This is a genomic window from Streptomyces scabiei 87.22 (genome assembly GCF_000091305.1).
Classification (GTDB): Bacteria; Actinomycetota; Actinomycetes; order Streptomycetales; family Streptomycetaceae; genus Streptomyces; species Streptomyces scabiei.
Map to the genome: position 1 here is coordinate 8750932 of NC_013929.1, position 21445 is coordinate 8772376.

14 protein-coding genes are annotated in these 21445 nt (G+C 71.9%); 11 read left to right on the forward strand and 3 right to left on the reverse strand.

Annotation, left to right across the window (positions count from 1 at the left end; genetic code table 11):
• Positions 1 to 70: 70 nt before the first annotated feature.
• Both SCAB_RS37920 and SCAB_RS37925 read left to right on the forward strand, forming a co-directional pair.
• Entirely contained in the window at positions 71 to 2686 is a 2616-nt protein-coding gene (locus tag SCAB_RS37920; protein ID WP_013005333.1) for a tryptophanase, read from the forward strand.
• Positions 2687 to 2837: 151 nt separating this feature from the next.
• Positions 2838 to 3251 (forward strand): cytidine/deoxycytidylate deaminase family protein, encoded by a 414-nt coding sequence (locus SCAB_RS37925; protein WP_013005334.1) that lies wholly within the window; start codon positions 2838 to 2840, stop codon positions 3249 to 3251.
• A gap of 23 nt (positions 3252 to 3274) precedes the next feature.
• On the opposite strand, the gene SCAB_RS37930 is transcribed toward SCAB_RS37925, so the two are convergent.
• Entirely contained in the window at positions 3275 to 4753 is a 1479-nt protein-coding gene (locus SCAB_RS37930) for a non-reducing end alpha-L-arabinofuranosidase family hydrolase (protein WP_013005335.1), read from the reverse strand.
• A gap of 591 nt (positions 4754 to 5344) precedes the next feature.
• Between SCAB_RS37930 and SCAB_RS37935 the strand changes: the two genes are divergently transcribed.
• The gene (locus SCAB_RS37935) at positions 5345 to 6775 is read left to right on the forward strand and encodes an endo-1,4-beta-xylanase (protein WP_041670100.1); all 1431 of its coding nucleotides are present in this window, start codon (positions 5345 to 5347) and stop codon (positions 6773 to 6775) included.
• A 100-nt stretch (positions 6776 to 6875) separates the two neighbouring features.
• Entirely contained in the window at positions 6876 to 8180 is a 1305-nt protein-coding gene (locus SCAB_RS37940) for an RICIN domain-containing protein (RefSeq protein WP_037727773.1), read from the forward strand.
• 95 nt (positions 8181 to 8275) lie between these two features.
• Here SCAB_RS37940 and SCAB_RS37945 read toward each other — a convergent pair whose 3' ends face one another.
• A complete protein-coding gene (locus SCAB_RS37945) occupies positions 8276 to 9496 on the reverse strand; it encodes a metallophosphoesterase (RefSeq protein WP_041670102.1) in 1221 nt (406 codons plus the stop codon).
• 287 nt (positions 9497 to 9783) lie between these two features.
• Between SCAB_RS37945 and SCAB_RS37950 the strand changes: the two genes are divergently transcribed.
• The gene (locus SCAB_RS37950; RefSeq protein ID WP_013005339.1) at positions 9784 to 9993 is read left to right on the forward strand and encodes a DUF6243 family protein; all 210 of its coding nucleotides are present in this window, start codon (positions 9784 to 9786) and stop codon (positions 9991 to 9993) included.
• Positions 9994 to 10144: 151 nt separating this feature from the next.
• Here the strand turns inward: SCAB_RS37950 and SCAB_RS37955 are convergent, their stop codons facing one another.
• Positions 10145 to 11770 (reverse strand): PucR family transcriptional regulator, encoded by a 1626-nt coding sequence (locus SCAB_RS37955; protein ID WP_013005340.1) that lies wholly within the window; start codon positions 11768 to 11770, stop codon positions 10145 to 10147.
• Between the two features lie 252 nt (positions 11771 to 12022).
• Between SCAB_RS37955 and SCAB_RS37960 the strand changes: the two genes are divergently transcribed.
• The 6 genes from SCAB_RS37960 to SCAB_RS37985 all read left to right on the forward strand — a co-directional run bounded on the left by SCAB_RS37960 (position 12023) and on the right by SCAB_RS37985 (position 21433).
• Positions 12023 to 13291 carry an aspartate aminotransferase family protein gene (locus tag SCAB_RS37960; protein ID WP_013005341.1) on the forward strand — a complete coding sequence of 423 codons (1269 nt, stop codon included), beginning with the start codon at positions 12023 to 12025 and terminating at the stop codon, positions 13289 to 13291.
• On the forward strand, positions 13288 to 16182 hold the full coding sequence (locus SCAB_RS37965; protein ID WP_013005342.1) for an FAD-binding and (Fe-S)-binding domain-containing protein: 2895 nt from the start codon (positions 13288 to 13290) through the stop codon (positions 16180 to 16182). Before SCAB_RS37960 ends, SCAB_RS37965 begins: the two co-directional genes overlap by 4 nt.
• A complete protein-coding gene (locus SCAB_RS37970; protein WP_013005343.1) occupies positions 16179 to 17618 on the forward strand; it encodes an NAD-dependent succinate-semialdehyde dehydrogenase in 1440 nt (479 codons plus the stop codon). Before SCAB_RS37965 ends, SCAB_RS37970 begins: the two co-directional genes overlap by 4 nt.
• A 101-nt stretch (positions 17619 to 17719) precedes the next feature.
• Positions 17720 to 18073: a cupin domain-containing protein gene (locus SCAB_RS37975; protein ID WP_041670104.1), complete on the forward strand. Its 354-nt coding sequence runs from the start codon at positions 17720 to 17722 to the stop codon at positions 18071 to 18073.
• A 729-nt stretch (positions 18074 to 18802) separates the two neighbouring features.
• Positions 18803 to 19726, forward strand: a complete 924-nt coding sequence (locus SCAB_RS37980; RefSeq protein WP_013005345.1) for an NAD-dependent epimerase/dehydratase family protein — start codon at positions 18803 to 18805, stop codon at positions 19724 to 19726.
• 57 nt (positions 19727 to 19783) lie between these two features.
• Positions 19784 to 21433 (forward strand): AMP-binding protein, encoded by a 1650-nt coding sequence (locus tag SCAB_RS37985; protein ID WP_013005346.1) that lies wholly within the window; start codon positions 19784 to 19786, stop codon positions 21431 to 21433.
• Positions 21434 to 21445 lie beyond the last annotated feature (12 nt).

A 21445-nucleotide genomic window follows, 5' to 3' on the forward strand; every position in this document is an offset into this window, starting at 1 on the left:
AGCGGACCCACGGGCGGAAACTCCCGTCCGCGACCCCGCCCGCCCCGTGCGAGCAGCGGCGGGAGAACCGGTGAGCGCCCGCACGTCCGGCGCCGGGACGACCCGGCCGGACCGGACGCTCGGCGAGCTCGTGACCGGCCAACTGCGGCGCCTGTGCCAGGTGTCGGGGCTCGGCCCGTCCGACGCCGAGACCTACGCGCTCGTCCTGGCCGACTCCCTCGGAGCGGCGGCCGAACGGTCCCTGGACCTGCCGGCCCCCTCCCGGAGCTTCCTGTCCGACGACTCCACCCCCGTGGAGTTCTCGCTCTCCTTCGCCGCCGACGCGTCGCCCAGGCTGCGGGTGCTGCTCGAACCTGGATGCGGCGCCGGCGACCTCCGCGAGGACGGCCGCACCGGCCTGCGTGTCGTCCGGTCCATGGCGGGGCGCTGGGGATTCGACACCGGGCAGCTCGACGCCCTGGAGGACCTGTTCCTGCCTCCCGATCCGCAGGGCCCCCTGGCCCTGTGGATCGCCTTGGAACTGCGCCCGGGCGGCGTGCCCAGGATGAAGGTGTACCTCAACCCCGCGGCGTCGGGCCCGGCGAGGGCCGCCGGAACGATCCGGGAGGCGCTCGACCGCCTCGGCCACCGGCACGCCTTCGACGCGCTGCCGCCGGCCGACGGACACCCGTTCTTCGCACTCGACCTGGGCGACTGGGCGGCGCCCCGGGTGAAGATCTACGCCACGCATCACGGGCTGCCGGTGACCGGCGTAGGCGGCCTGTGCCGGATGGAGAACGGTCCCGACGGCGCGACGCTGGAGGAGTTCCTCCGCACGGCGGGCGGTTTCGACGACGGAGCGGGGCAGATGTCGGCCCCGGGGGCGCGAGCGGGGCAGGCGTCGGCCCCGGGGGCGCGGTTCGACCGGCGCCCCGTCCTCACCTGTCACTCCTTCACCCGGACGACCGGCGGTCCCACCGGCTTCACCCTCCATGTCCCGGTCAGGGACTACGTCCGGGACGACGCCGAAGCCCTCCGGCGGGCCGGGACCGTCCTCGGCCGCCACGGGCTGGGCACCGAGACGCTCGCCCGGTCGCTGTCCGCGCTCACCCCGCGCGCCCCGCAGGACGGCGCCGGACTCATCGCGTACCTGGCCCTGGCCCACGAGCAGCACCAGCCGCCCCGGGTGACCACGTACATCTCGTCGGAGGCCTATGAGGTCCGGCCCCCGAACATCCCGTCGACGCACCGCACCGCACCGTCCACGGCAGGGCACGCGCCCCTCCGCCGGCGCAGCAACGACCAGCCGTTCCGCAGTACTTCAGGAGCAAGGACCATCATGGAGCCGTACCGCATCAAAGTCGTCGAGCCCATCGCGCTCACCACTCGGCAGCAGCGCGAGGCGGCGCTGGAGCGGGTGCACCACAACCTGTTCGACCTGCGCGCCGAGGAGGTGACCATCGACCTGCTCAGCGACTCCGGCACCGGCGCCATCTCCGCCGCCCAGCTCGCTGCGGGCATGGAGGGCGACGAGTCCTACGCGGGCTCGCGCTCCTTCTACCGCTTCCACGAGACCGTGACCGAGCTGACCGGCTACCGGCACATCCTCCCGGCCCACCAGGGCCGCGCCGCCGAACGCATCCTGTTCAACACGCTCCTCGAACCGGGCGGCATCGTCCTGGCCAACACCCACTTCGACACCACCCGGGCGAACGTGGAGCTTTCGGGATGTCAGGCCCATGACATCCCGTGCGCCGAGGCCCGCGACCTCGACAGCGAGCGGCCCTTCAAGGGCAACATCGACCTCGACAAGCTCCGCACCACCCTCGAAGGACCGGACGGCGCCCGCGTACGCGTGGTGATCATGACCATCACCAACAACGGAGGCGGCGGCCAGCCCGTCTCCATGGAGAACCTCAAGCAGGCCGCCGAGATCTGCCGCCGCCACGGCGTCCCCATGATCCTGGACGCCGCCAGGTTCGCCGAGAACGCCTGGCTGGTCACCCGCCACGAGGAGGGGTACCGCGACCGCACCCCCCGCCAGGTCGCCGAAGAGGCGTTCCGGCTCGCCGACGGCTGCGTCATGAGCGCCAAGAAGGACGGCATCGTCCACATCGGCGGCTTCATCGGGCTCAACGACCCCGAACTCGCCGAGAAGTGCGAACGCCTCCTCATCGCCACCGAGGGCTTCGCCACCTACGGCGGACTCGCCGGCCGCGACCTCGACATGATGGCCACCGGCCTGCTGGAGGTCACCGAACCCGCCTACCTCGCCGAACGGGCCGACGTCGCCTCCCACCTCGCCGACCGCGTCCGTTCGGCCGGCGTCGACATCCTCGAACCCCCCGGTCTGCACGCCCTCTACCTCAACGCCGGACGCCTGCTCCCGCACATACCGCCCCACCACTACCCGGGCCACGCCCTCGCCTGCCGCCTCTACCTCGAAGGCGGCATCCGCTCGGCCGAACTCGGCTCCCTCTACCTCGGTGAGGAGGACGAGGACGGCAACCCGACCAAGAGCGCACCCTACGAACTGGTCCGGCTGGCGCTCCCGCGCCGCGTCTACACCCGCAGCCACTACGACCATGTCGGCCGCACCCTGGAACAGATCGTCAAGAACGCGGAATCCGTGCACGGCTACCGCATCGTGGAACAGTCCCCGATCCTGCGGCACTTCCGTGCCAAACTGCAGCCGGTGAGCAGCTGAGACACCTTTCGGGCGCGCCCGACACCGACACCGGCCCTGCTGCCGGGCGCGGTGACGGGCCGCCCTTCCACCGCGACGCCCCGACGGAGTGACCCCACCCTCCGCCGGGGCGCCGGCCCCGGTCGACCGGACAAGGACGAGGCCGCAGACGATGACCACCGGAACCCACCCCGTCGACCACGAACTCGTCCGGGCCGCGACCGACGTCGCACGCACCCGGTGCCGGGGCGACAACCACACCATGGCGGCCGCGGCCCGTGCCCGGGACGGCCGCGTCATCACGGCCGTGAACGCCTACCACTTCACCGGAGGCCCCTGCGCCGAACTGGTTCTCATCGGCACGGCGGCCGCCCAGGGGGCCTACGAACTGGACACCGTCGTCGCCGTGGGCGACCGCGACAGGGGAGTGGTGCCGCCCTGCGGCCGCTGCCGCCAGGTCCTGCTCGACTACTTCCCCTCCCTCCGGGTCATCGTCGGGTCCGGCGACCGCCTCCGCGCCGTCCCCGTGAGGGATCTGCTGCCGGACAGCTACGTCTGGGCCGACCACCAGCCGGACACCGAGTAGGTGTCCGGCCGGCGTTCACACCGTCAGCGCTGCAGGGTCAGCAGACCCGGACGGTAGGGCAGGAGGCCGTAGTCCCCGCCGGAGCCGGGGCTGCGGCCCTGGTAGAGCAACTGCAGGTTGCAGGGGTCGACGGTCATGGTCTGGTCGGCGCTGGTGCGGAGCAGTTCGCCGTGGCTGATGTCGTTGGTCCAGGTCGCGCCGCTGTTGGCCTTGCCGGCGAACGGGTTGCTCTCGGTCGCTGCCTGGGGTGTCCAGGAGCCGTTCAGGCTCGTCGCGGTGAACGAGCGGAAGTAGCGCTTCTCGTCCGCACCCCGAGCCTCGACGATCATCAGGTACTGGTTGCGGTCCTTGACCTTGTAGACCTGCGGCGCCTCGAACAGGTTCTTCACCGTGTCGCTCATGACCGTGGTGTACGAGGAGCCGAAGCTGCCCGGGAAGTTCCCGATGGGCATGCCGGCCCGGTAGATCTTGCCGTTGTCGCCGGCGAAGAACAGGTACATGTTCGTCCCGTCACCGATGATCGTCTGGTCGATGGGGCCGGTTCCGGAGTCGGAGATGCTTCCGGAGAACAGCGGCTGCGGTGCTGACCAGCCGTTCGGGTTGGTCGGGTCGGTCGACGTCCGGTAGGAGAAGGCGGTCGCGCCCCACTGGTAGGTGAGCACCCAGATGTTCTTCGGTGCGAAGTAGAAGAGCGAGGGGGCGACGGTGCCGGACGACATCGTGTTCTGGCTTGCCGAGGCCATCTCCGACCAGTTGGTGAACAGGCCGAAGTTCATCGAGCCCCACGCCTTGCCCGTTCCCGCGGCGCCGTGGGTCGTCGCATAGACGAGCTGCCTGCCGTTGTAGGGGGCGACGGTGAAGTCCTTGAGCGAGGCCCACTCCGCCCTGGGCTGCGCCAGCGCGCCCGTCGACGTCCAGCGGTAGGACGACGGCAGGTCGCACGGACCGGAACCGTCGCCGCCGACCTTGACGAGCTGCCACTGCTGGTTGGTGCCGCCCCAGTCGTCGTACTGGACGACGTTGGCGTTGTCGGCGGTGCCGGCGCCCTGTACCTCGAGGGCCTTGCCGCTGTGGCGCGCGATGAGCCGTACATGGCCGTCGGAGCTGTCGGCCAGCCTCCACTGCTGGTTGGTGCCGTTCAGGTCGGCCCACTGGACGATCGAGCCGCCGTTCGCGGTGGACAGATTGTGGACGTCCAGCACCTTGCCCGAGTGACGGGACTTGACGCGGTAGTAGCCGCCGCCGGAGTCGACGAACTGCCACTGCTGCTGGGCCTGGTCGTTCCTGGTCCACTGGGTGATGCGGGCTCCGTCGTCGGTCGCCCTGTTGTGGACGTCCAGGGCCTTGCCGCTGTTGCGGTTGACCAGCACGTACGAGGCGTTGGGGTCGACGGTCGCCGCGGCGGCGGGCTGGGCGCCGAGGAACGCGGCCACGAGCAGCAGGGGCGAGAGGACCGCGAGCAGGCGTCTCGGACTGACCGGGGACAGGTGGCGAAACCACATCAGGGGCCTCCTGGGGGACGGGGTGAGGCGGCGCCGGTGAATCAGCGGAGCGGTCGTACCGGGAAGCGGGAACAGCTTCGAAACATTCGAAGAGTGAACCGAACCTTTGACGCCACAAGCTAGGAATGGAGACTCCTTCGGTCAAGGGCTCTCGCCGATCTGTCTACAAACCGCTCCTCGTGGCGTCGCGGAGGTTCTGCGGCAGGGCGCGCCCATTCAAGGGGAATGGAGCGAAGGGGAGTCGAGTGAGCGGCGTTCGGTCGCCCGGCGTGTTTCCGAAAGATTCGATCCCGCGACGGAAACTTTCTCTGTGACGAGTATTGACGATTCACTGTCAATCCCTCAATCATCCCTCTCTGAGTGACCGACCGCGGTTCGGTATCCCGGACCACGTCGCCCCGAACGGCTGTGCCGCACGGCCGACCCCGCACCGCCGCACGCGGATCCGCGGATCCGTCCTTCGCAGCACCGGCGCCACCCCCTGCGCGGCGGCCGACCCGGCGAGCCGCGAGGGAGCACCCCCATGCCCGTAGCGCCACCCCCCGCGCTTTCGATCCTTCCGTGATGTCCACCCTGTCTGGAGGCACAGTCATGGGCTCCTACGCCCTTCGCGGACCCGACGTCCGCCCAAAGATCCGCGGTCTGCTGCTGACGCTGCTCGTCAGCGTCCTCGGCACGGTCGCCGCGCTGGTCACGCCACCGGCCGCCCACGCCGCCGAGAGCACGCTCGGCGCCGCCGCGGCACAGAACGGCCGCTACTTCGGCACCGCCATCGCCTCCGGCCGGCTCGGCGACTCGGCGTACACGACGATCGCGAACCGTGAGTTCAACTCGGTGACCGCCGAGAACGAGATGAAGATCGACGCCACCGAACCGCAGCGCGGTCAGTTCAACTTCACCGCCGGCGACCGCGTCTACAACTGGGCGGTGCAGAACGGCAAACAGGTGCGCGGCCACACCCTGGCCTGGCACTCCCAGCAGCCCGGCTGGATGCAGAGCCTCAGCGGCAGCACCCTGCGCCAGGCCATGATCGGCCACATCAACGGCGTGATGGCCCACTACAAGGGCAAGATCGCCCAGTGGGACGTCGTGAACGAGGCCTTCGCCGACGGCAGTTCAGGAGCCCGGCGCGACTCCAACCTCCAGCGTTCCGGCAACGACTGGATCGAGGTCGCCTTCCGCACCGCGCGCGCCGCCGACCCGGCCGCCAAGCTCTGCTACAACGACTACAACGTCGAGAACTGGACCTGGGCCAAGACCCAGGCCATGTACTCCATGGTCCGCGACTTCAAGCAGCGCGGCGTACCGATCGACTGCGTCGGCTTCCAGTCGCACTTCAACAACGACAGCCCCTACAACAGCAACTTCCGCACCACCCTGCAGAGCTTCGCCGCTCTCGGCGTCGATGTCGCCATCACCGAACTCGACATCCAGGGCGCCTCGGGCACGACCTACGCCAACGTGACCAACGACTGCCTGGCCGTCCCGCGCTGCCTCGGCATCACCGTCTGGGGTGTGCGCGACACCGACTCCTGGCGGGCGGAGCAGACACCGCTGCTGTTCACCGGCGGCGGCGCCAAGAAGCCCGCCTACACCTCGGTCCTCAACGCGCTCAACGGCGGCACCCCCACGCCCCCCGCGGACGCCCGGCCGGTCAAGGGCGTCGGCTCGGGCCGCTGCCTGGACGTGCCCGGCAGCAGCACCACCGACGGCACCCAGGTCCAGCTGTACGACTGCCACACCGGCACCAACCAGCAGTGGACGTTCACCTCCGCCGGCGAGCTGAGGGTCTACGGCAACAAGTGCCTGGACGCCGCCGGCACCGGCAACGGCACCAAGGTCCAGATCTACGGCTGCTGGGGCGGCGACAACCAGAAGTGGCGCCTCAACTCCGACGGAACCGTCACCGGAGTCCAGTCCGGCCTCTGCCTCGACACCGCGTCGGGCGGCACCGCCAACGGCACCCTGATCCAGCTCTCCTCCTGCTCCGGCGGCAACAGCCAGCGCTGGTCCCGCACCTGAGGGGATCCCTCACCGACGAAAGGGTGAACCGATGAAGACCCACGGTGCGGCCCATCCCGCCGCTCCAGCACGACACCGCTGGTGGTCCCGGGTCGCCGCGCTGGTGGCGGCCACCCTTGCGATCGGCATGCTCGCCGCGGCGCACCCGGCGCCCGCCGCGGCGGCGACGGTGGACACCAACGCCTGGTACGTCCTGGTCAACCGCAACAGCGGCAAGGCCCTGGACGTCACCGGCGCCTCCACCGCCGACGGCACGCGGGTCAGCCAGCGCACCCGCAACGACGGCACCAACCAGCAGTGGCGCTTCACGGACTCCGGCGACGGCTTCTACCGCCTCAAGGCCCGGCATTCCGACAAGGTCCTCGACGTGGCCGGCGCCTCCACCGCGGACGGCGCCGCGATCCAGCAGTGGGCCGACCACAACGGGGCCAACCAGCAGTTCCGCCTGGCCGACTCCGACGCCGGCCACGTCCGGCTGATCAACCGCGGCAGCGGCAAGGCGGTGGAGGTGCAGGGTGCCTCCACCGCCGACGGCGGCAACGTCGTCCAGTACACCGACTGGGGCGGCGCCAACCAGCAATGGCAGATGATCAAGATGTCGTCCGGCGGCGGCGCGGGCGGATGCGGCAACGCCCCGACACTGGCGAGCGGCACGCACACGATCCAGAGCGGCGGCAAGAGCCGCAGCTTCATCCTCAGAGTTCCCGCCAACTACGACAACAGCCGCCCCTACCGGCTGATCTTCGCCTTCCACTGGCGGGGCGGAACCGCCGGCGACGTCGCCTCGGGCGGGACCAGCGGAAGCGCCTGGTCCTACTACGGCCAGCAGGAACAGTCCGGCAACAGCGCGATCCTCGTGGCCCCGCAGGGCCTCGGCAACGGCTGGGGCAACGCGGGCGGTGAGGACGTCACCTTCGTCGACGACATGATCCGGCGCATCGAGGGCGGCCTCTGTGTCAACCCGGCACAGCGCTTCGCCACGGGATTCAGCTGGGGCGGCGGGATGAGCTACGCACTCGCCTGCAGCAGGGCGAACGTCTTCCGGGCCGTGGCGGTCATCTCGGGCGCCCAGATCAGCGGGTGCGACGGCGGCTCCCAGCCCATCGCCTACCTCGGCATCCACGGTGTCGGCGACTCCGTCCTCAACATCGGACAAGGACGGTCCCTGCGCGACAAGTTCGTCGGCAACAACGGCTGCACCCCCCAGAGCCCGCGCGAACCCGCGCCGGGCAGCCGCACCCACATCACCACCGCCTACGCGGGCTGCCGTGCCGGATACCCGGTCCAATGGGCCGCGTTCGACGGAGGCCACATCCCGGGCCCGGTCGACGGCTCCTCCGGCGAGAGTGGCGTCACCACCTGGACCAAGGCAGAGATCTGGAGGTTCTTCGCACAGTTCTCATGACCTGCCCGCACCAAGGGGTGGAGCCGGAACGATCCCGGCTCCACCCCGTCGGCGTGCCTGCCGCACGGCCCGGATGCCGTCCCGGGCGCCCGGTGTCACGGCGAGGCGGGCGACCGCGGGGAGCGAAGCACGAGCAGGGTGATCTCGCTGGGCGCGAAGACACGGAACGGAGGACCCCAGAAGCCGGTGCCGCGGCTGGTGTAGAGGAGAGTGCGGGCTCCGTGATGGCTGAGTCCGGCGAGGGCGGGCTGGTCGAGGCGGACCAGGTGGTGGAAGGGCCAGATCTGACCGCCGTGGGTGTGCCCGGAGAGCTGGAGGTCGACGCCGGCGGCCGCCGCCCGGTCGACGAACTTGGGCTGGTGGGCCAGCAGCAGGACCGGCAGGCCGGGGTCGGCACCGTCCAGGGCTCCGGCGAGGTGGGCACGGTGGCCCGCCAGGCCGGAGGACTCGGCGGTGACGTCGTCCACGCCGGCGACCACGAGCGTGTCGCCTCCGCGTTCGAGCAGCAGATGACGGTTGCGCAGCGGCTCCCAGCCCAGCTCGTCCATCAGATCGACCCAGCCCTGGGCCTCGCTGTAGTACTCGTGGTTGCCGGTGACGTACACCCGGGCCCGGGTCGCCCGCACGGTACCGAGCGGGAGGGCCTGGGCACGGCGGCGTTCGGCCGTGCCGTCCGCGATGTCGCCGGTGTGACAGACCAGATCGGCGTCCAGGGTGTTCACCGTCTCGCACACCCGTGCCGACCAACGGGCGCGATCGAGCGGGCCGTAGTGGGTGTCGGTGATGAGGACGACGCGCGTCCCGTCCAACCCGGCTCCCAGCCGCGGCAGCGGCACGTCGAGCCGGCGCACACGTGGCACGCGGCGGGCCTCGGCGTATCCCCAGGCCAGCAGGACGGCGGCCGAGCCGACGACGGCCCAGGTGACGATCCGGGCCCGGTCCTGGCCGTCCCCGACGCCGGCCACGCGCAGCGCGAGCCGCAGCAGGATCCCGAGCAGCACGGACCAGGTGAACAGCACCCAGCTGACGCCCAGCAGGGTGCCACCCACGATCTCCGTCCGGTCCCGTGGGCGCCGGCCGTGGCTGCGTGCCATCGCCAGTGGCATACCGACGAGACCGAGGACGAACACGACGGTGCCGACGAGCGCGACGGGCAGCGGCCAGCGCTGGCCGGCGTGCAGCAGCACCCAGCAGGGCACGGCCCACAGCAGGACGGGAGCGACCAGGGGGAGGTACCGCATCAGACGGTGCAGCAGGCTCGGCGGAGGAGCCTGCGCCGCGCCTTCGGCGGCTCGGGTGTCGCTGGTGTCACTCACGCTTCCCCCTGCCGGCCCGGACCGTTGTCCCCGCAGGGTATCCGGTCAGCGCCGGGCGGCCCCGGTGACCGTCACGGGCGAGGCCGTGCGCGAGCACCGGGCGGACACCGGGACGCGGAAACGTGGTGTGCGAAGGCGACACCACCAGGTAACGTCTTGCTCATGTTCTTCCAGACGCAGATGTACGAGTGAGAGCGTGACGGGCCCCTGCTGACGTCCTGCGACGTCGCCGCGCCCGTCCCCACCGAGGAATCCGCGGATCACCGCACACCCTTCAGGGAGAACCCGTGAGCAAGAACATCAACAACCCCGTGGGCATGGGCGGCGGCCAGCGCAAGAAGCTGTCCCGCGCCGAACGGCAGAACAACGGCCCGCACCGCAACCTCGACCGCCAGAACGCCGCCGCGCAGAAGGCGGAGCTGGTGCGCAAGATGCGCGAGAAGGCGGACACGGACGAGAGCGCCGGGCAGACGGACGACACCACCGCACAGAGCTGACGCACCGCCGCCCGGGGCGGCACCGTACGGAGGCAGGGCCCGGACCACGACACGTGGTCCGGGCCCTGCTGCCGTACGGGCGCGGACGATCGGCCGCTTCACCGGCAGACGCACCTCCGCGCGTCGGCGTCGGCCGGGCCGGGACGCCGTGTCAGCCGGATCGCAGCACGTCGAGGGCCGTGAGTGCCACGTGCAGCTCCGTGCGCTGGTCGCCCGATTCGAGGTCGCGGCCGAGGAGACGCTCGATGGTGCGCAGCCGCTGGTACATGGTCTCGCGGGAGAGGCCGCCCCGACGGGCGGCGGTCGTCTTGTTGCCGGCCGCGTCGAGGTAGTGGCGCAGGGTCGTCAGCAGGTCGGTGCCGTGCTGGGTGTCGTGGTCGACGAGACGTCGGAGCTGCCGTTCGGTGTACTCCTGGATGCGGGCGTCCTCACGGACGGCGTACAGCAGGCGGCGCAGACCGATGTCGGACAGCTCGTGGAAGGAGCGGTCCGTCGGCAGGGGCTGACGCGGCGGGGTGGCCTCGGCGACGCGGTCCGCCTCACGGAAGGAGCGGGCGGTCTCGGTGAGGTCCGTGACCTCGGAGCCCACGCTCACGACCGCTTCCGGGACCACGCCCAGCACCGAGGCGGACAGCTGCTCGACCAGGGGGCGCCAGGTCCGGGAGGCGCGCAGGGCCAGCAGGATGCCGAGGCGGTCGGGTGCCAGTTCGCCGACCAGGGCCGTCGCGCCCGCCCTGCTCAGCTCCTGCGACAGACGGGACTCGATCCCGGTCACCCCTTCCCCCGCGGGCACGTCCACCAAGGTGGCGACGAAGTGGCTGCGATCGGCAGGCAGACCCAGTGCGGAGCACCGGGCGCGGGCGTCGCCCGCGGAGCGGTGGCGCTGTTCGACGAGGTCGCGCAGGGCGTTCCGGTGCGCCGTGCGCTCCCAGGGCGCGGGGTGGATGAGGCGTGCGACGGTCAGGGCCATCGCGGTCCTCTCCAGCAGGGTGATCTCCTCCGGCCCGAACGCCGCACCTTCGGTGCGCGCCGGGAGCATGGCCACGCGGCCCCAGCGCTCGCCCTGGTACGCGACGGAGGCGGTCAGCCAGCCCTCCGGACCGCTCACCGCCGTGCTGTCACCGGCCCCGGTCGCCCGGGAGCGCCGTTCCCAGTCGGCGAGTGCCTCCTCGACCGTGAGCCCGGACGGCTCGCAGAGCAGGGCCCGGTGCACCAGGTTCTCCAGGACGACCGTCCGCCCGCTCATCTCCGCCGCCGCTCGCACCACGTCCTCAGGCCCGGCACCGCGCAGCGTCAGGGTGGTGAACGCCTCGTGGATGCGCTGCGTGCGCCGCATCGCCTCCGTCTGGTTGCCGAGCAGGAGCGCGTGCACGACCTGGGTGACCTCCAGGAAGTTGACGTCCTCGGCCAGGGTGACGAGGGGCAGGCCGCGACGGCGGCAGGCGTCGACGAGGGCGTCCGGCGGCCGGTGGTAGCGGCGTACGAGTTCGATGACCAGGGCCGCGGCGCCGACGTCGGCGAGTTCGTCGACATACCGGCGCACGCCGGCCGTGTCCTGCGGCAGGGGCATTCCGGTGGTGAGGACGAGTTCGCCGCCCTTGAGGAACGACGCGGGGTCCGTCAGCTCGGTGATGTGGACCCACCGCACCGGTCGGTCCAGGCCCGACACGCCGGTCACGACCCGGGGCAGTCCCGCGGCCAGCACGGGAAGCGCCAGGACATCGGCCACGGTGAGCGGACGGGTGGGCCCCTGACCGGCCGGGTGGTTGTCGTTCACGGTCTCTCCATGAGGGTCCCTGCTCGAACTCGGCCCGGAGCCCGGGGGAGTGCCCGGCCACTGTGACAAGCCTCTCTGACCTGCGCAAGAGAGGTCCCTGAGCGATCGGCCCCCGGCGTGTGTGCCGACGAGGCTGACACAACGTCCGGATGTGGCGTCCGGGCCGGACAGATCGCGCGTTGGCGCACCCCGCGCCCGCCGGGATGCTCGGGAGACCGCAGCAGACGGAGTACCGAGGCCCGGGAGACGAACATGACCGCACTGTCGCCGCACCTTCGCCAGGCCACGCCCGTGGTGGCGGCCCGGGGTGAGGGCGTCCACCTCTTCGCCGAGGACGGCCGCCGCTACCTCGACTTCACCGCCGGGATCGGTGTCACCAGCACCGGCCACTGCCACCCCAAGGTCGTGGCGGCGGCCCAGGAGCAGGTGGGCTCGCTGATCCACGGCCAGTACACGACGGTCATGCACGAGCCGCTGCGCCGCCTCGTCGAGAAGCTGGGCGAGGTTCTCCCCACCGGTCTGGACAGCCTGTTCTTCACCAACTCCGGGAGCGAGGCGGTGGAGGCCGCGCTGCGGCTGGCCCGCCAGGCCACCGGGCGCCCCAACGTCATCGTCTGTCACGGCGGCTTCCACGGGCGTACGGTCGCCGCCGCGTCCATGACGACCTCCGGCACCCGCTTCCGCTCCGGTTTCTCCCCGCTGATGAGCGGTGTGGTCGTCACCCCCTTCCCCGCCGCCCACCGCTACGGCTGGGACGAGGAGACCGCGACCCGCTTCGCCCTGAACGAGCTGGACTACATCCTCCAGACGATCTCCTCGCCCGCCGACACGGCCGCGATCATCGTCGAGCCGGTCCTCGGGGAGGGCGGCTACGTCCCCGCGAACCGCACCTTCATGGAGGGCCTGCGGGAGCGCGCCGACCGGCACGGCTTCCTGCTCGTCCTCGACGAGGTGCAGACCGGCGTCGGCCGTACCGGCCGCTTCTGGGGCCACGACCACTTCGGTGTCACCCCGGACATCCTCGTCACCGCCAAGGGCCTGGCCAGCGGCTTCCCGCTGTCGGGCATCGCCGCCTCCGAGGAACTGATGGCCAAGGCGTGGCCCGGCTCGCAGGGCGGCACGTACGGTGCGAACGCCGTCGCCTGCGCCGCTGCCTGCGCCACCCTCGACGTCGTCCGCGAGGAGCGGCTCGTGGAGAACGCCGAGGCGATGGGCAAGCGGCTCCGCCACGGTCTGGAGGCGGTCGCCGACCGGACGCCGGGGATCGGCGATGTGCGGGGGCTCGGGCTGATGCTGGCCACCGAGTTCGTCACCGAGGACGGCAGTCCCGACCCCGAGACCGCCGCCCGCGTGCAGCGCGCCGCCGTCGACGAGGGCCTGCTCCTGCTGCTGTGCGGCGCGTGGAACCAGGTCGTGCGGATGATCCCGGCGCTCGTCATCGACGAGGCGGCGGTGGACGAGGGTCTCCGGGCGTGGGCGACCGCGGTCGAGGCCGGCACAGCGGGTGCGGCACGGCGATGAGCGACACCACCACGGCCCTGGAGCTTCTGGTCGCGCGGCTCGCCGAGACCGCGCCCGGCCTGCGGGTGGAGACCGGCCCCGGCACCACCGGGCCCTACGCCTACGACGCCTCCAACTACCGGGTCCCGCCGCGGGCCGTGGTGTTCCCCCGCAGCGCCGAGGACGTCGTCGCGGTCGTGCGGGCCTGCCGCGAGGCGGGGGTCCCGGTCACCCCGCGGGGTGGCGGCACCAGCATGGCGGGCAACGCCGTCGGACCCGGTGTCGTGCTGGACCTCTCGCGGTCCATGAACCGGATCCTGGACATCGATGCCGAGGCGCGTACCGCGCGCGTCGAGGCCGGAGTGGTCCTGGACGCGCTGCGGTCCGCCGCCGCCCTGCACGGGCTCACCTTCGGTTCCGACCCGTCCTCGCACAGCCGCTGCACCCTCGGCGGCATGATCGGCAACGACGCGTGCGGCAACCGGTCGGTGCGCGACGGGCGTACCGGCGGTCACGTCGAGGCGCTGGAGATCGTGACGGCCGACGGCGTGCGGGCCGTCGCCGACCACGCCGGACTGCACCCGGTGGACCCCCGGGACGCCGGACCCGTCGCCCGCCTGGAAGCGGACGTACGCCGGCTGATCGCGGACAACCTGGGGCCGATCCGGACCGAGCTGGGCCGTATCCCGCGTCAGGTCTCCGGCTACCAGCTGCAGCACCTGCTGCCCGAGCACGGCTTCGACATGGCCCGTGCGCTGGTGGGCACCGAAGGCTCCTGTGCGGTCGTCACCGCGGCGACGGTCCGCCTCGTGGCGACCGCACAGGCCTGCGCCCTGCTCACCCTCGGCTATGACGACGTGGTCGACGCCGCCGAGGACGTCCCCGAGATCCTGCGCTGGAACCCCTCCGCCGTGGAGGGCATGGACGAGGCGATCGTCGCCACCATGCGCGCCCGGCGCGGTCCGGACTCCGTCACCGGCCTTCCCGAGGGCCGTGCCTGGCTCTACGTCGAACTCGAAGGCGACGACCACGCCGAGGTGGGCCGCCGCGCGGCGGAACTGCTGGCCGCACTCGAGGCGCGGGGCCGGACGACCGGTGGCCGTGTCGTGGAGTCCCCCGCCGAGCGACGCTCGTTGTGGCGGGTCCGTGAGGACGGGGCGGGGCTCGCCGCCCGGCTCGTTGACGGCGGCGAGTCCTGGCCCGGCTGGGAGGACGCGGCCGTCGCCCCGCAGGACCTGGCCGCCTACCTGCGCGACTTCCGCAAGCTGCTGGCCTCGCACGAGCTGACCGGCGTGCTGTACGGACACTTCGGCGCGGGCTGCGTCCACGTCCGCATCGACTTCGACCTCGCCACGGACGCGGGACGGGCCGCCACCCGCGGGTTCCTCACGGAGGCAGCGGCCCTGGTCGTCGAGCACGGCGGCACCCTGTCCGGTGAGCACGGCGACGGACGGGCGCGCGGCGAACTGCTGCAGGTCATGTACAGCCACCGGATGATCCGGACGTTCGCCGCCTTCAAGGAGGTCTTCGACCCGGAGGGGCTCCTCAACCCCGGCGTCATCGTCGCCCCGGCCGCCCTCGACGCCGACCTGGCGCTGCACACCCCGTCGACGGTGCTGCCCGTCGAGACCCTCTTCTCCTTCCCCCACGACGAGGACGGCTTCGCGGGAGCGGTACGCCGCTGTGTCGGAGTCGGCCGGTGCCGCAGCGACGCCGGCGGCGTGATGTGCCCGAGCTACCGGGCCACGGGGGAGGAGAACGCCTCGACGCGGGGCCGGGCCCGTCTGCTCCAGGAGATGGTGCGGGGCGGAACCGTCCAGGACGGCTGGCGCTCCACGGAGGTACGGGACGCCCTCGACCTGTGCCTGTCCTGCAAGGCGTGCTCCAGCGACTGCCCGGTCGGCGTCGACATGGCCACGTACAAGGCGGAGTTCCTGCACCAGCACTACAAGGGAAGGCTCCGGCCCCGCTCCCACTACTCGCTGGGCTGGCTCCCCCTGACGTCCAGGCTCGTCGGCCACATGGCCCGCCCGGTGAACGCGCTGCTGCGCGGACCCGTCGGGAAGCTGCTCGCGCGCCTCGGCGGGGTCACCACCAAGCGCCGGATCCCGGCCTTCGCCTCCCGCCGCGCGGTGCGCCGGGCCCTGCGGGCGTCGAGGACCGGCGAACCGGCGAAGACGCTGCTGTTCGTGGACAGCTTCACCCGCGCCTTCCGCCCCGAGGTGGCCGGGGCCGCGAGCCGCGTACTCGCCGACGCCGGCATCCCCTGCACGGCCGAGGACGACCTGTGCTGCGGCCTGACCTGGGTGAGCACCGGACAGCTGTCCCTGGCTCGCCGCATCATGGCCCGTACGGTCGCCCGTCTCGACAACGGCGACGACCGGCCCGTCGTCGTGGCCGAGCCCAGCTGCGCCGCCGCCCTCAAGCGGGACGTGCCCGAACTGCTCGGCACCGAGGCCGCCCGCCGCGTCGCGGCCCGCGTCCACACCCTCACCGGAGCCCTGACCGATCTCGCCGCACCGGGCTGGACGCCCCCGGAACTGCCGGACGACGTGCTCCTGCAGACCCACTGCCACGAGTACGCCACCTTCAAGGGCCGCCACCCCCGCGACCTGCTCGGCCGCCTCGGTGTACGCAAGGTCGACGAGGCCGAGGGCTGTTGCGGGCTCGCCGGGAACTTCGGCTTCGAGGAAGAGCACTACGACACCTCGATGGCCGTCGCGGATCTGGCCCTGAAGCCGCGCCTCGACGGCATCACGCCCGACACCCCGGCCGTCGTCGTGGCCGACGGCTTCAGCTGCGCCACCCAGATCGACCACCTCGCCGGTGACCGGGGTGTTCGTGCCCTGCACCTCGCGGAACTGCTCGACCCCGCTGCCGACCGACCCGGACGACCAGGAGAGAACTCATGACCGACACGCCCACGCAGTTGTTCATCGGCGGCGCCTGGGTGGACGCCGCGGACGGTGCCACCCTGCCCGTCGACGACCCCGCCACCGGCGAGATCCTCTGCCACGTCGCCGACGCCGGCGCCAAGGACGCCATGCTCGCCGAGGAAGCGGCCGTCGCCGCCCAGCAGGAGTGGGCGCGTACGGCGCCCCGGGCCCGCAGCGAGATCCTGCGCCGCGCCTACGAGATCATCATCGAGCGCACCGACGAACTGGCCCACCTGATGACGGCCGAGATGGGCAAGCCGCTCGCCGAGGCCAGGGGCGAGGTGGCGTACGCGGCGGAGTTCTTCCGCTGGTTCTCCGAGGAGGCCGTGCGCATCGACGGCGGCTCGGGTGTCCTGCCGGACGGCCGCAACCGGATGCTGCTCTCCCGCCGCCCGGTCGGCCCCTGCCTGCTGATCACCCCGTGGAACTTCCCGCTGGCCATGGGCACCCGCAAGATCGGCCCGGCGGTCGCGGCCGGCTGCACGATGGTGCTCAAGCCCGCCCCGCAGACCCCTCTGTCCAGCCTGGCTCTCGCCGCGATCCTGAAGGAGGCCGGGCTGCCGGACGGTGTGCTGAACGTCGTCACCACCTCCCGTGCGGGGGAGGTGTGCGAACCGCTCCTGCGCGGCGGGCGGATCCGCAAGCTGTCGTTCACCGGTTCCACGGCCGTGGGGCAGCTGCTCCTGGCCCAGAGCGCGGAGGCGGTCGTGCGGACCTCGATGGAGCTGGGCGGGAACGCGCCGTTCGTCGTCTTCGAGGACGCGGATCTCGACAAGGCCGTGGACGGCGCGATGGTCGCCAAGATGCGCAACATGGGAGAGGCGTGCACGGCGGCCAACCGCTTCTTCGTGCACCGGTCCGTGGCGGAGGAGTTCGGACGCCGGCTGGCCGAGCGCATGGGGGCGCTCGTCGTGGGCCCCGGCACCCGGGACGGCGTCGACGTCGGTCCGCTCATCGACCGGACCGGGCGGGCCAAGGTGGAGGAGCTGGTCGCCGACGCCGTGGGGCGCGGGGCGCGGGTGCTCGTCGGCGGCCGTACGCCCGAGGGGCCGGGCTGCTTCTACCCGCCGACCGTGCTGGCCGACGTCGATCCCGGCAGTCGTCTGATGGACACGGAGATCTTCGGCCCGGTCGCGGCGATCCTCACCTTCGACGACGAGGACGAGGTGCTCCGCCGGGCCAACGACACTCCCTGGGGCCTGGTCGGTTACGTCTTCACCGAGCGCCTCGACCGTGCCCTGCGCGTCAGCGAGCGGCTGGAGGTCGGCATGGTCGGGCTCAACACGGGCCTCGTCTCCAACCCGGCCGCACCTTTCGGCGGCGTCAAGCAGTCCGGTCTCGGGCGGGAGGGCGGCCGGGTCGGGATCGACGAGTTCCTGGAGTACCAGTACCTCGCGGTCCCCGTGGGCTGACGGCGGCCATGCCCTCGCCCCAGCCGTCCCCTCTCCTCGGCCATGGCCGCTCCTCCACCGAGGTCGCGGCCACCGGTTCTCCAGTCCAGGCAAGGAAGAACATGACGCTTCTGAAGACCATCGACACCCACCCCTCCTTCGCGCCGCACCGGTCCGGCCCGCTTCCGGAACGTCTGGTCTCCGGCGACCCCGCCTTCATGACCTGGCCCCAGGACATCGCCCGCGGGGAGATGATCCATACGGGAGTCTGGGAGGCGACGCCCGGCGAGACGCGCTCGGTCAAGGGCGAGACCTTCGAGTTCTGCCACATCCTCGCCGGACTGGTCGAACTCACGCCGGAAGGCGGCGAACCGGTGCTCTACGGGGCGGGGGACAGCTTCGTCATGAAGCCGGGCTTCGTCGGTGTCTGGAAGACCATCGAGACCGTGCGCAAGATCTACGTGATCGTGAAGTGATGCCGGAGACCTACGTGTTCGTCACGTGATGCCGAAGATCGACGTGCTCGTCACGTGATGCCGACGCACGGCGCCCGCTTCCGCGTCGGCAGACGGCTGTCGGGCGGGGCGAGGAACACGAAAGGCGACCGCCTCCAGGACGCGCAGCGACCTGGAGGCGGTCTTCGTTTCGCCCCACCGGACGCGCGTTCGCCGTCGATCCGAGAGGTCGACGGCCGCCGATTCCCTCTCGGCAACCATGCGCCCGGTGGCATAAAAATCCAGCGGCGACCACGCCTTGCCAACGTGTGATCACAAGGGGAATGCTGAGAACGCAGCGGTTCTTGAAAGTTGTACGACCAATGCTCTTCGGGTGGGGAAGTGGCGGGCGGGATGCGAGCACGGGGCACGCGATGCCGGTCAGGTCGGCTGACGTCGGCCGGTGTCCACGCGTGACCGAGGTGGAGTCCCACTTAGCCGTGCGCATCCCGGTCCCTGGCATCGACAGCGAGGGATCCCGCACCGTTCGCCGCCGTCACGCCCGCCGTGCGGCAGTTGCCGTCCTGCGGCAAGCCCTCCCCGGCGCCAACACGCGCGTCACGCGACTCCGACGCGACGACCCCGGACGACGCCGCGCGTCAGCGAACGGCGTGTCAGGAGGTCCGCCGGAACAAGGTGTGCCGTCCGCCGAGGCAGTGCGCCCACCCCTTCTCGACCGATACGGACTCTACCGATACGGAGGAATGAATCATGCGTATTCTCGTCGCCGGGGCCACCGGAGTGATCGGGAAACCCCTGGTGGGAGCGCTGAGGGCGCGGGGCCACGAGGTGAGCGCGCTGGTGCGCCCCGAGTCGCGGGAGCAGGCTCCGGAGGCGGACGGCACCGTGTACGCCGACGCCCTCGACCGCGAGGCCCTGCTGTCGGCGGTGTCGGCCGTCCGCCCCGAGGTGGTGGTCCATCAGATGACGGCGCTGCGCCTGATGGGTGCGGACCCGGTGGCGGCCTTCGGCCTGACCGCACGGCTGCGTACCGAGGGCACCGCCAACCTGATGGAGGCGGCCCGGGAGGCCGGAGCGGGACGGCTGGTCGCGCAGTCCGTCGCCTTCGCGGCCGCCCCGGCGGAGGACCCGGTCCTCGACGAGGACGCGCCGCTGTACGTGGACGCACCCGATCCCGGCTGGGCCGCCACCGTACGGGCCGTCGCCGAGTTGGAGCGGCTGGTTCTGGACGGCGGGCCGCTCGCCGGCGCGGTACTGCGGTACGGCACGCTGTACGGCCCCGGCACCCTGTACGCCCGCGACGGCGGGGCGGCCCAGGCGGTGCGGGCCGGACAGTTCCCGCTGGCCGGGGACGGCGCCGGGATCACGTCGTTCCTGCACGTGGAGGACGCCGTGGGGGCCACGGTGGCCGCCGTCGAGTCGGAGGCCACCGGGGTGTTCCACGTGACGGACGACGACCCGGCCCCGGCCGCGCAGTGGCTGCCGCACTACGCCCGGGCGCTGGACGGCCCGGCCCCTCGCACGGTCCCGGCGGACCTCGCGCCCCGGCTGCTCGGCTGGTACCCGGCCCATCAACTCACCGCCGCCCACGGCGCGGCCAACGACCGGGCCCGTACGGCTCTGGGCTGGAAGCCGCTGCGGCCGAGCTGGCGCGAGGGACTGGGCCAGGAGTGACCGGCACGGTCCGGGCGGCACCCTCGAATGAAGCGATCACCTTATGAAAGTGGACCTGTGAACCCGATCACCACGTTACGCCCGTCCGCCGACACCGTGGAGCGGTACCGCAAGGACGGCCTCTGGCGCGCCGACACCCTCCTGGACGACCTGGCGCGGTGGAGTGCCGAGACCCCCGACGCCCCTGCCCTTCTCGTGCCGGAGACCGCCACGGAGAACCAGGGCCTCGTGGAGATGAGCTACGCCCGGTACGCCGAGTACGTGGACCGCTTCGCCGGCGCGTTGCACGCGCTGGGGGTGCGCAGCGGTCAGGTCGTCGCGATGCAGGTGCCGAACGTCTGGCAGGTGGGACCGCTGCTCCTGGCCTGTGCACGGCTCGGGGCCGTCGCCGCGCCCATCATGTGCGCCTTCCGCCCCCGTGAGCTGGAGCGGATGCTGCGCCGGCTGGACGCCGTGGTCTGCGTGACCGTCGACCGCTGGGACGACTTCGAGCACGCCGCGGCGCTGGCCGAGATGGCACCCCGGCTGCCCGCACTGCGCCACCGCGTGGTGCTCGGCGAGCGGACCGCCGACGCGGACGACGGCGAACTCGACTTCCGCGCGTACTTCGAGCACACGGAGCACGCCACCCTGCCGGATCCGTCGGTGGTGGACCCGGACCGGGTCTCCCTGGTGCTGTTCACCTCCGGTACCTCGGGTGAGCCGAAGGCCGTGCTGCACACCCTCAACACCTTGTACGCCTGGTACGCCCCCGTCGCGGCCGCCGACGGCATCGGCCCGCACAGCCGCGTCTACTCACCGAACGCGGCGACGCACATCGTCGGCCTCACCATGGGGATCTTCATGCCGCTGCACCGCGGAGGGTGCGCGGTCATGACCGGCCGCTGGGCGCCGGACGCCGTCGTGCCCTTCCTGGAGCGGGCCCGGGTCACGTGGATGGTCATCGTCCCGGTCCATCTGTCCGCGCTGATCGACGCGATGGAACGCACCTCGCGGCGACTGGACACCGTGCGCATCATCCGTGCGGGAGGCACCACGGTCCCGCAGCCGCTGTTCAGGCGCGTGACGGAGACCTTCGGAATCCCCCTGGACGTCGGCTGGGGCATGACGGAGGGCGCCAACACCTTCACCCGCGCCGGAGACCCCCCGGAGCTGGCCGGACGCACGGTCGGGCGGTGCGCGCCCGGCCACGAGATCGACCTGCGGGCCGACCACCCGATCGGAGACGACCGGCCCGGGCGTCTCTTCGTGCGCAGCCCTTCGCTGTGCCTGGCCACCTGGGGCCGGGACGACGGCCGTCTGACCGTGCTGGCCGAACATGACGACGGCTGGTACGACACCGGCGACCTCGCGGCGCCGGACGGCCACGGCGGCATCCGGCTCCACGGCCGTGCCGAGGACCGGATCGGCGTCATCATGATCCCGGTCGGTGACGTGGAGTCGACACTGCTGGACCATCCCGACGTACGGGATGTCGCCCTGGTCGGCTACCCGGACGGCCACGGCGGCGAGCTCGCCTGCGCGGTCGTCGTCCCGGGGGAGCGGACGCCCACCCTCGAAGGGCTGCGCGACTGGCTCGGCGGGCTCGGGATGAGCGAATGGTGCCTGCCCTCCCACCTGGAACTCCTGCCCCAACTGCCGCGCAACGAGACCGGAAAGGTGCGGAAGAACCTGCTCCGGGAACGGCTCCGGCTCCGCTCCGACTGACCGGGAGAGGTC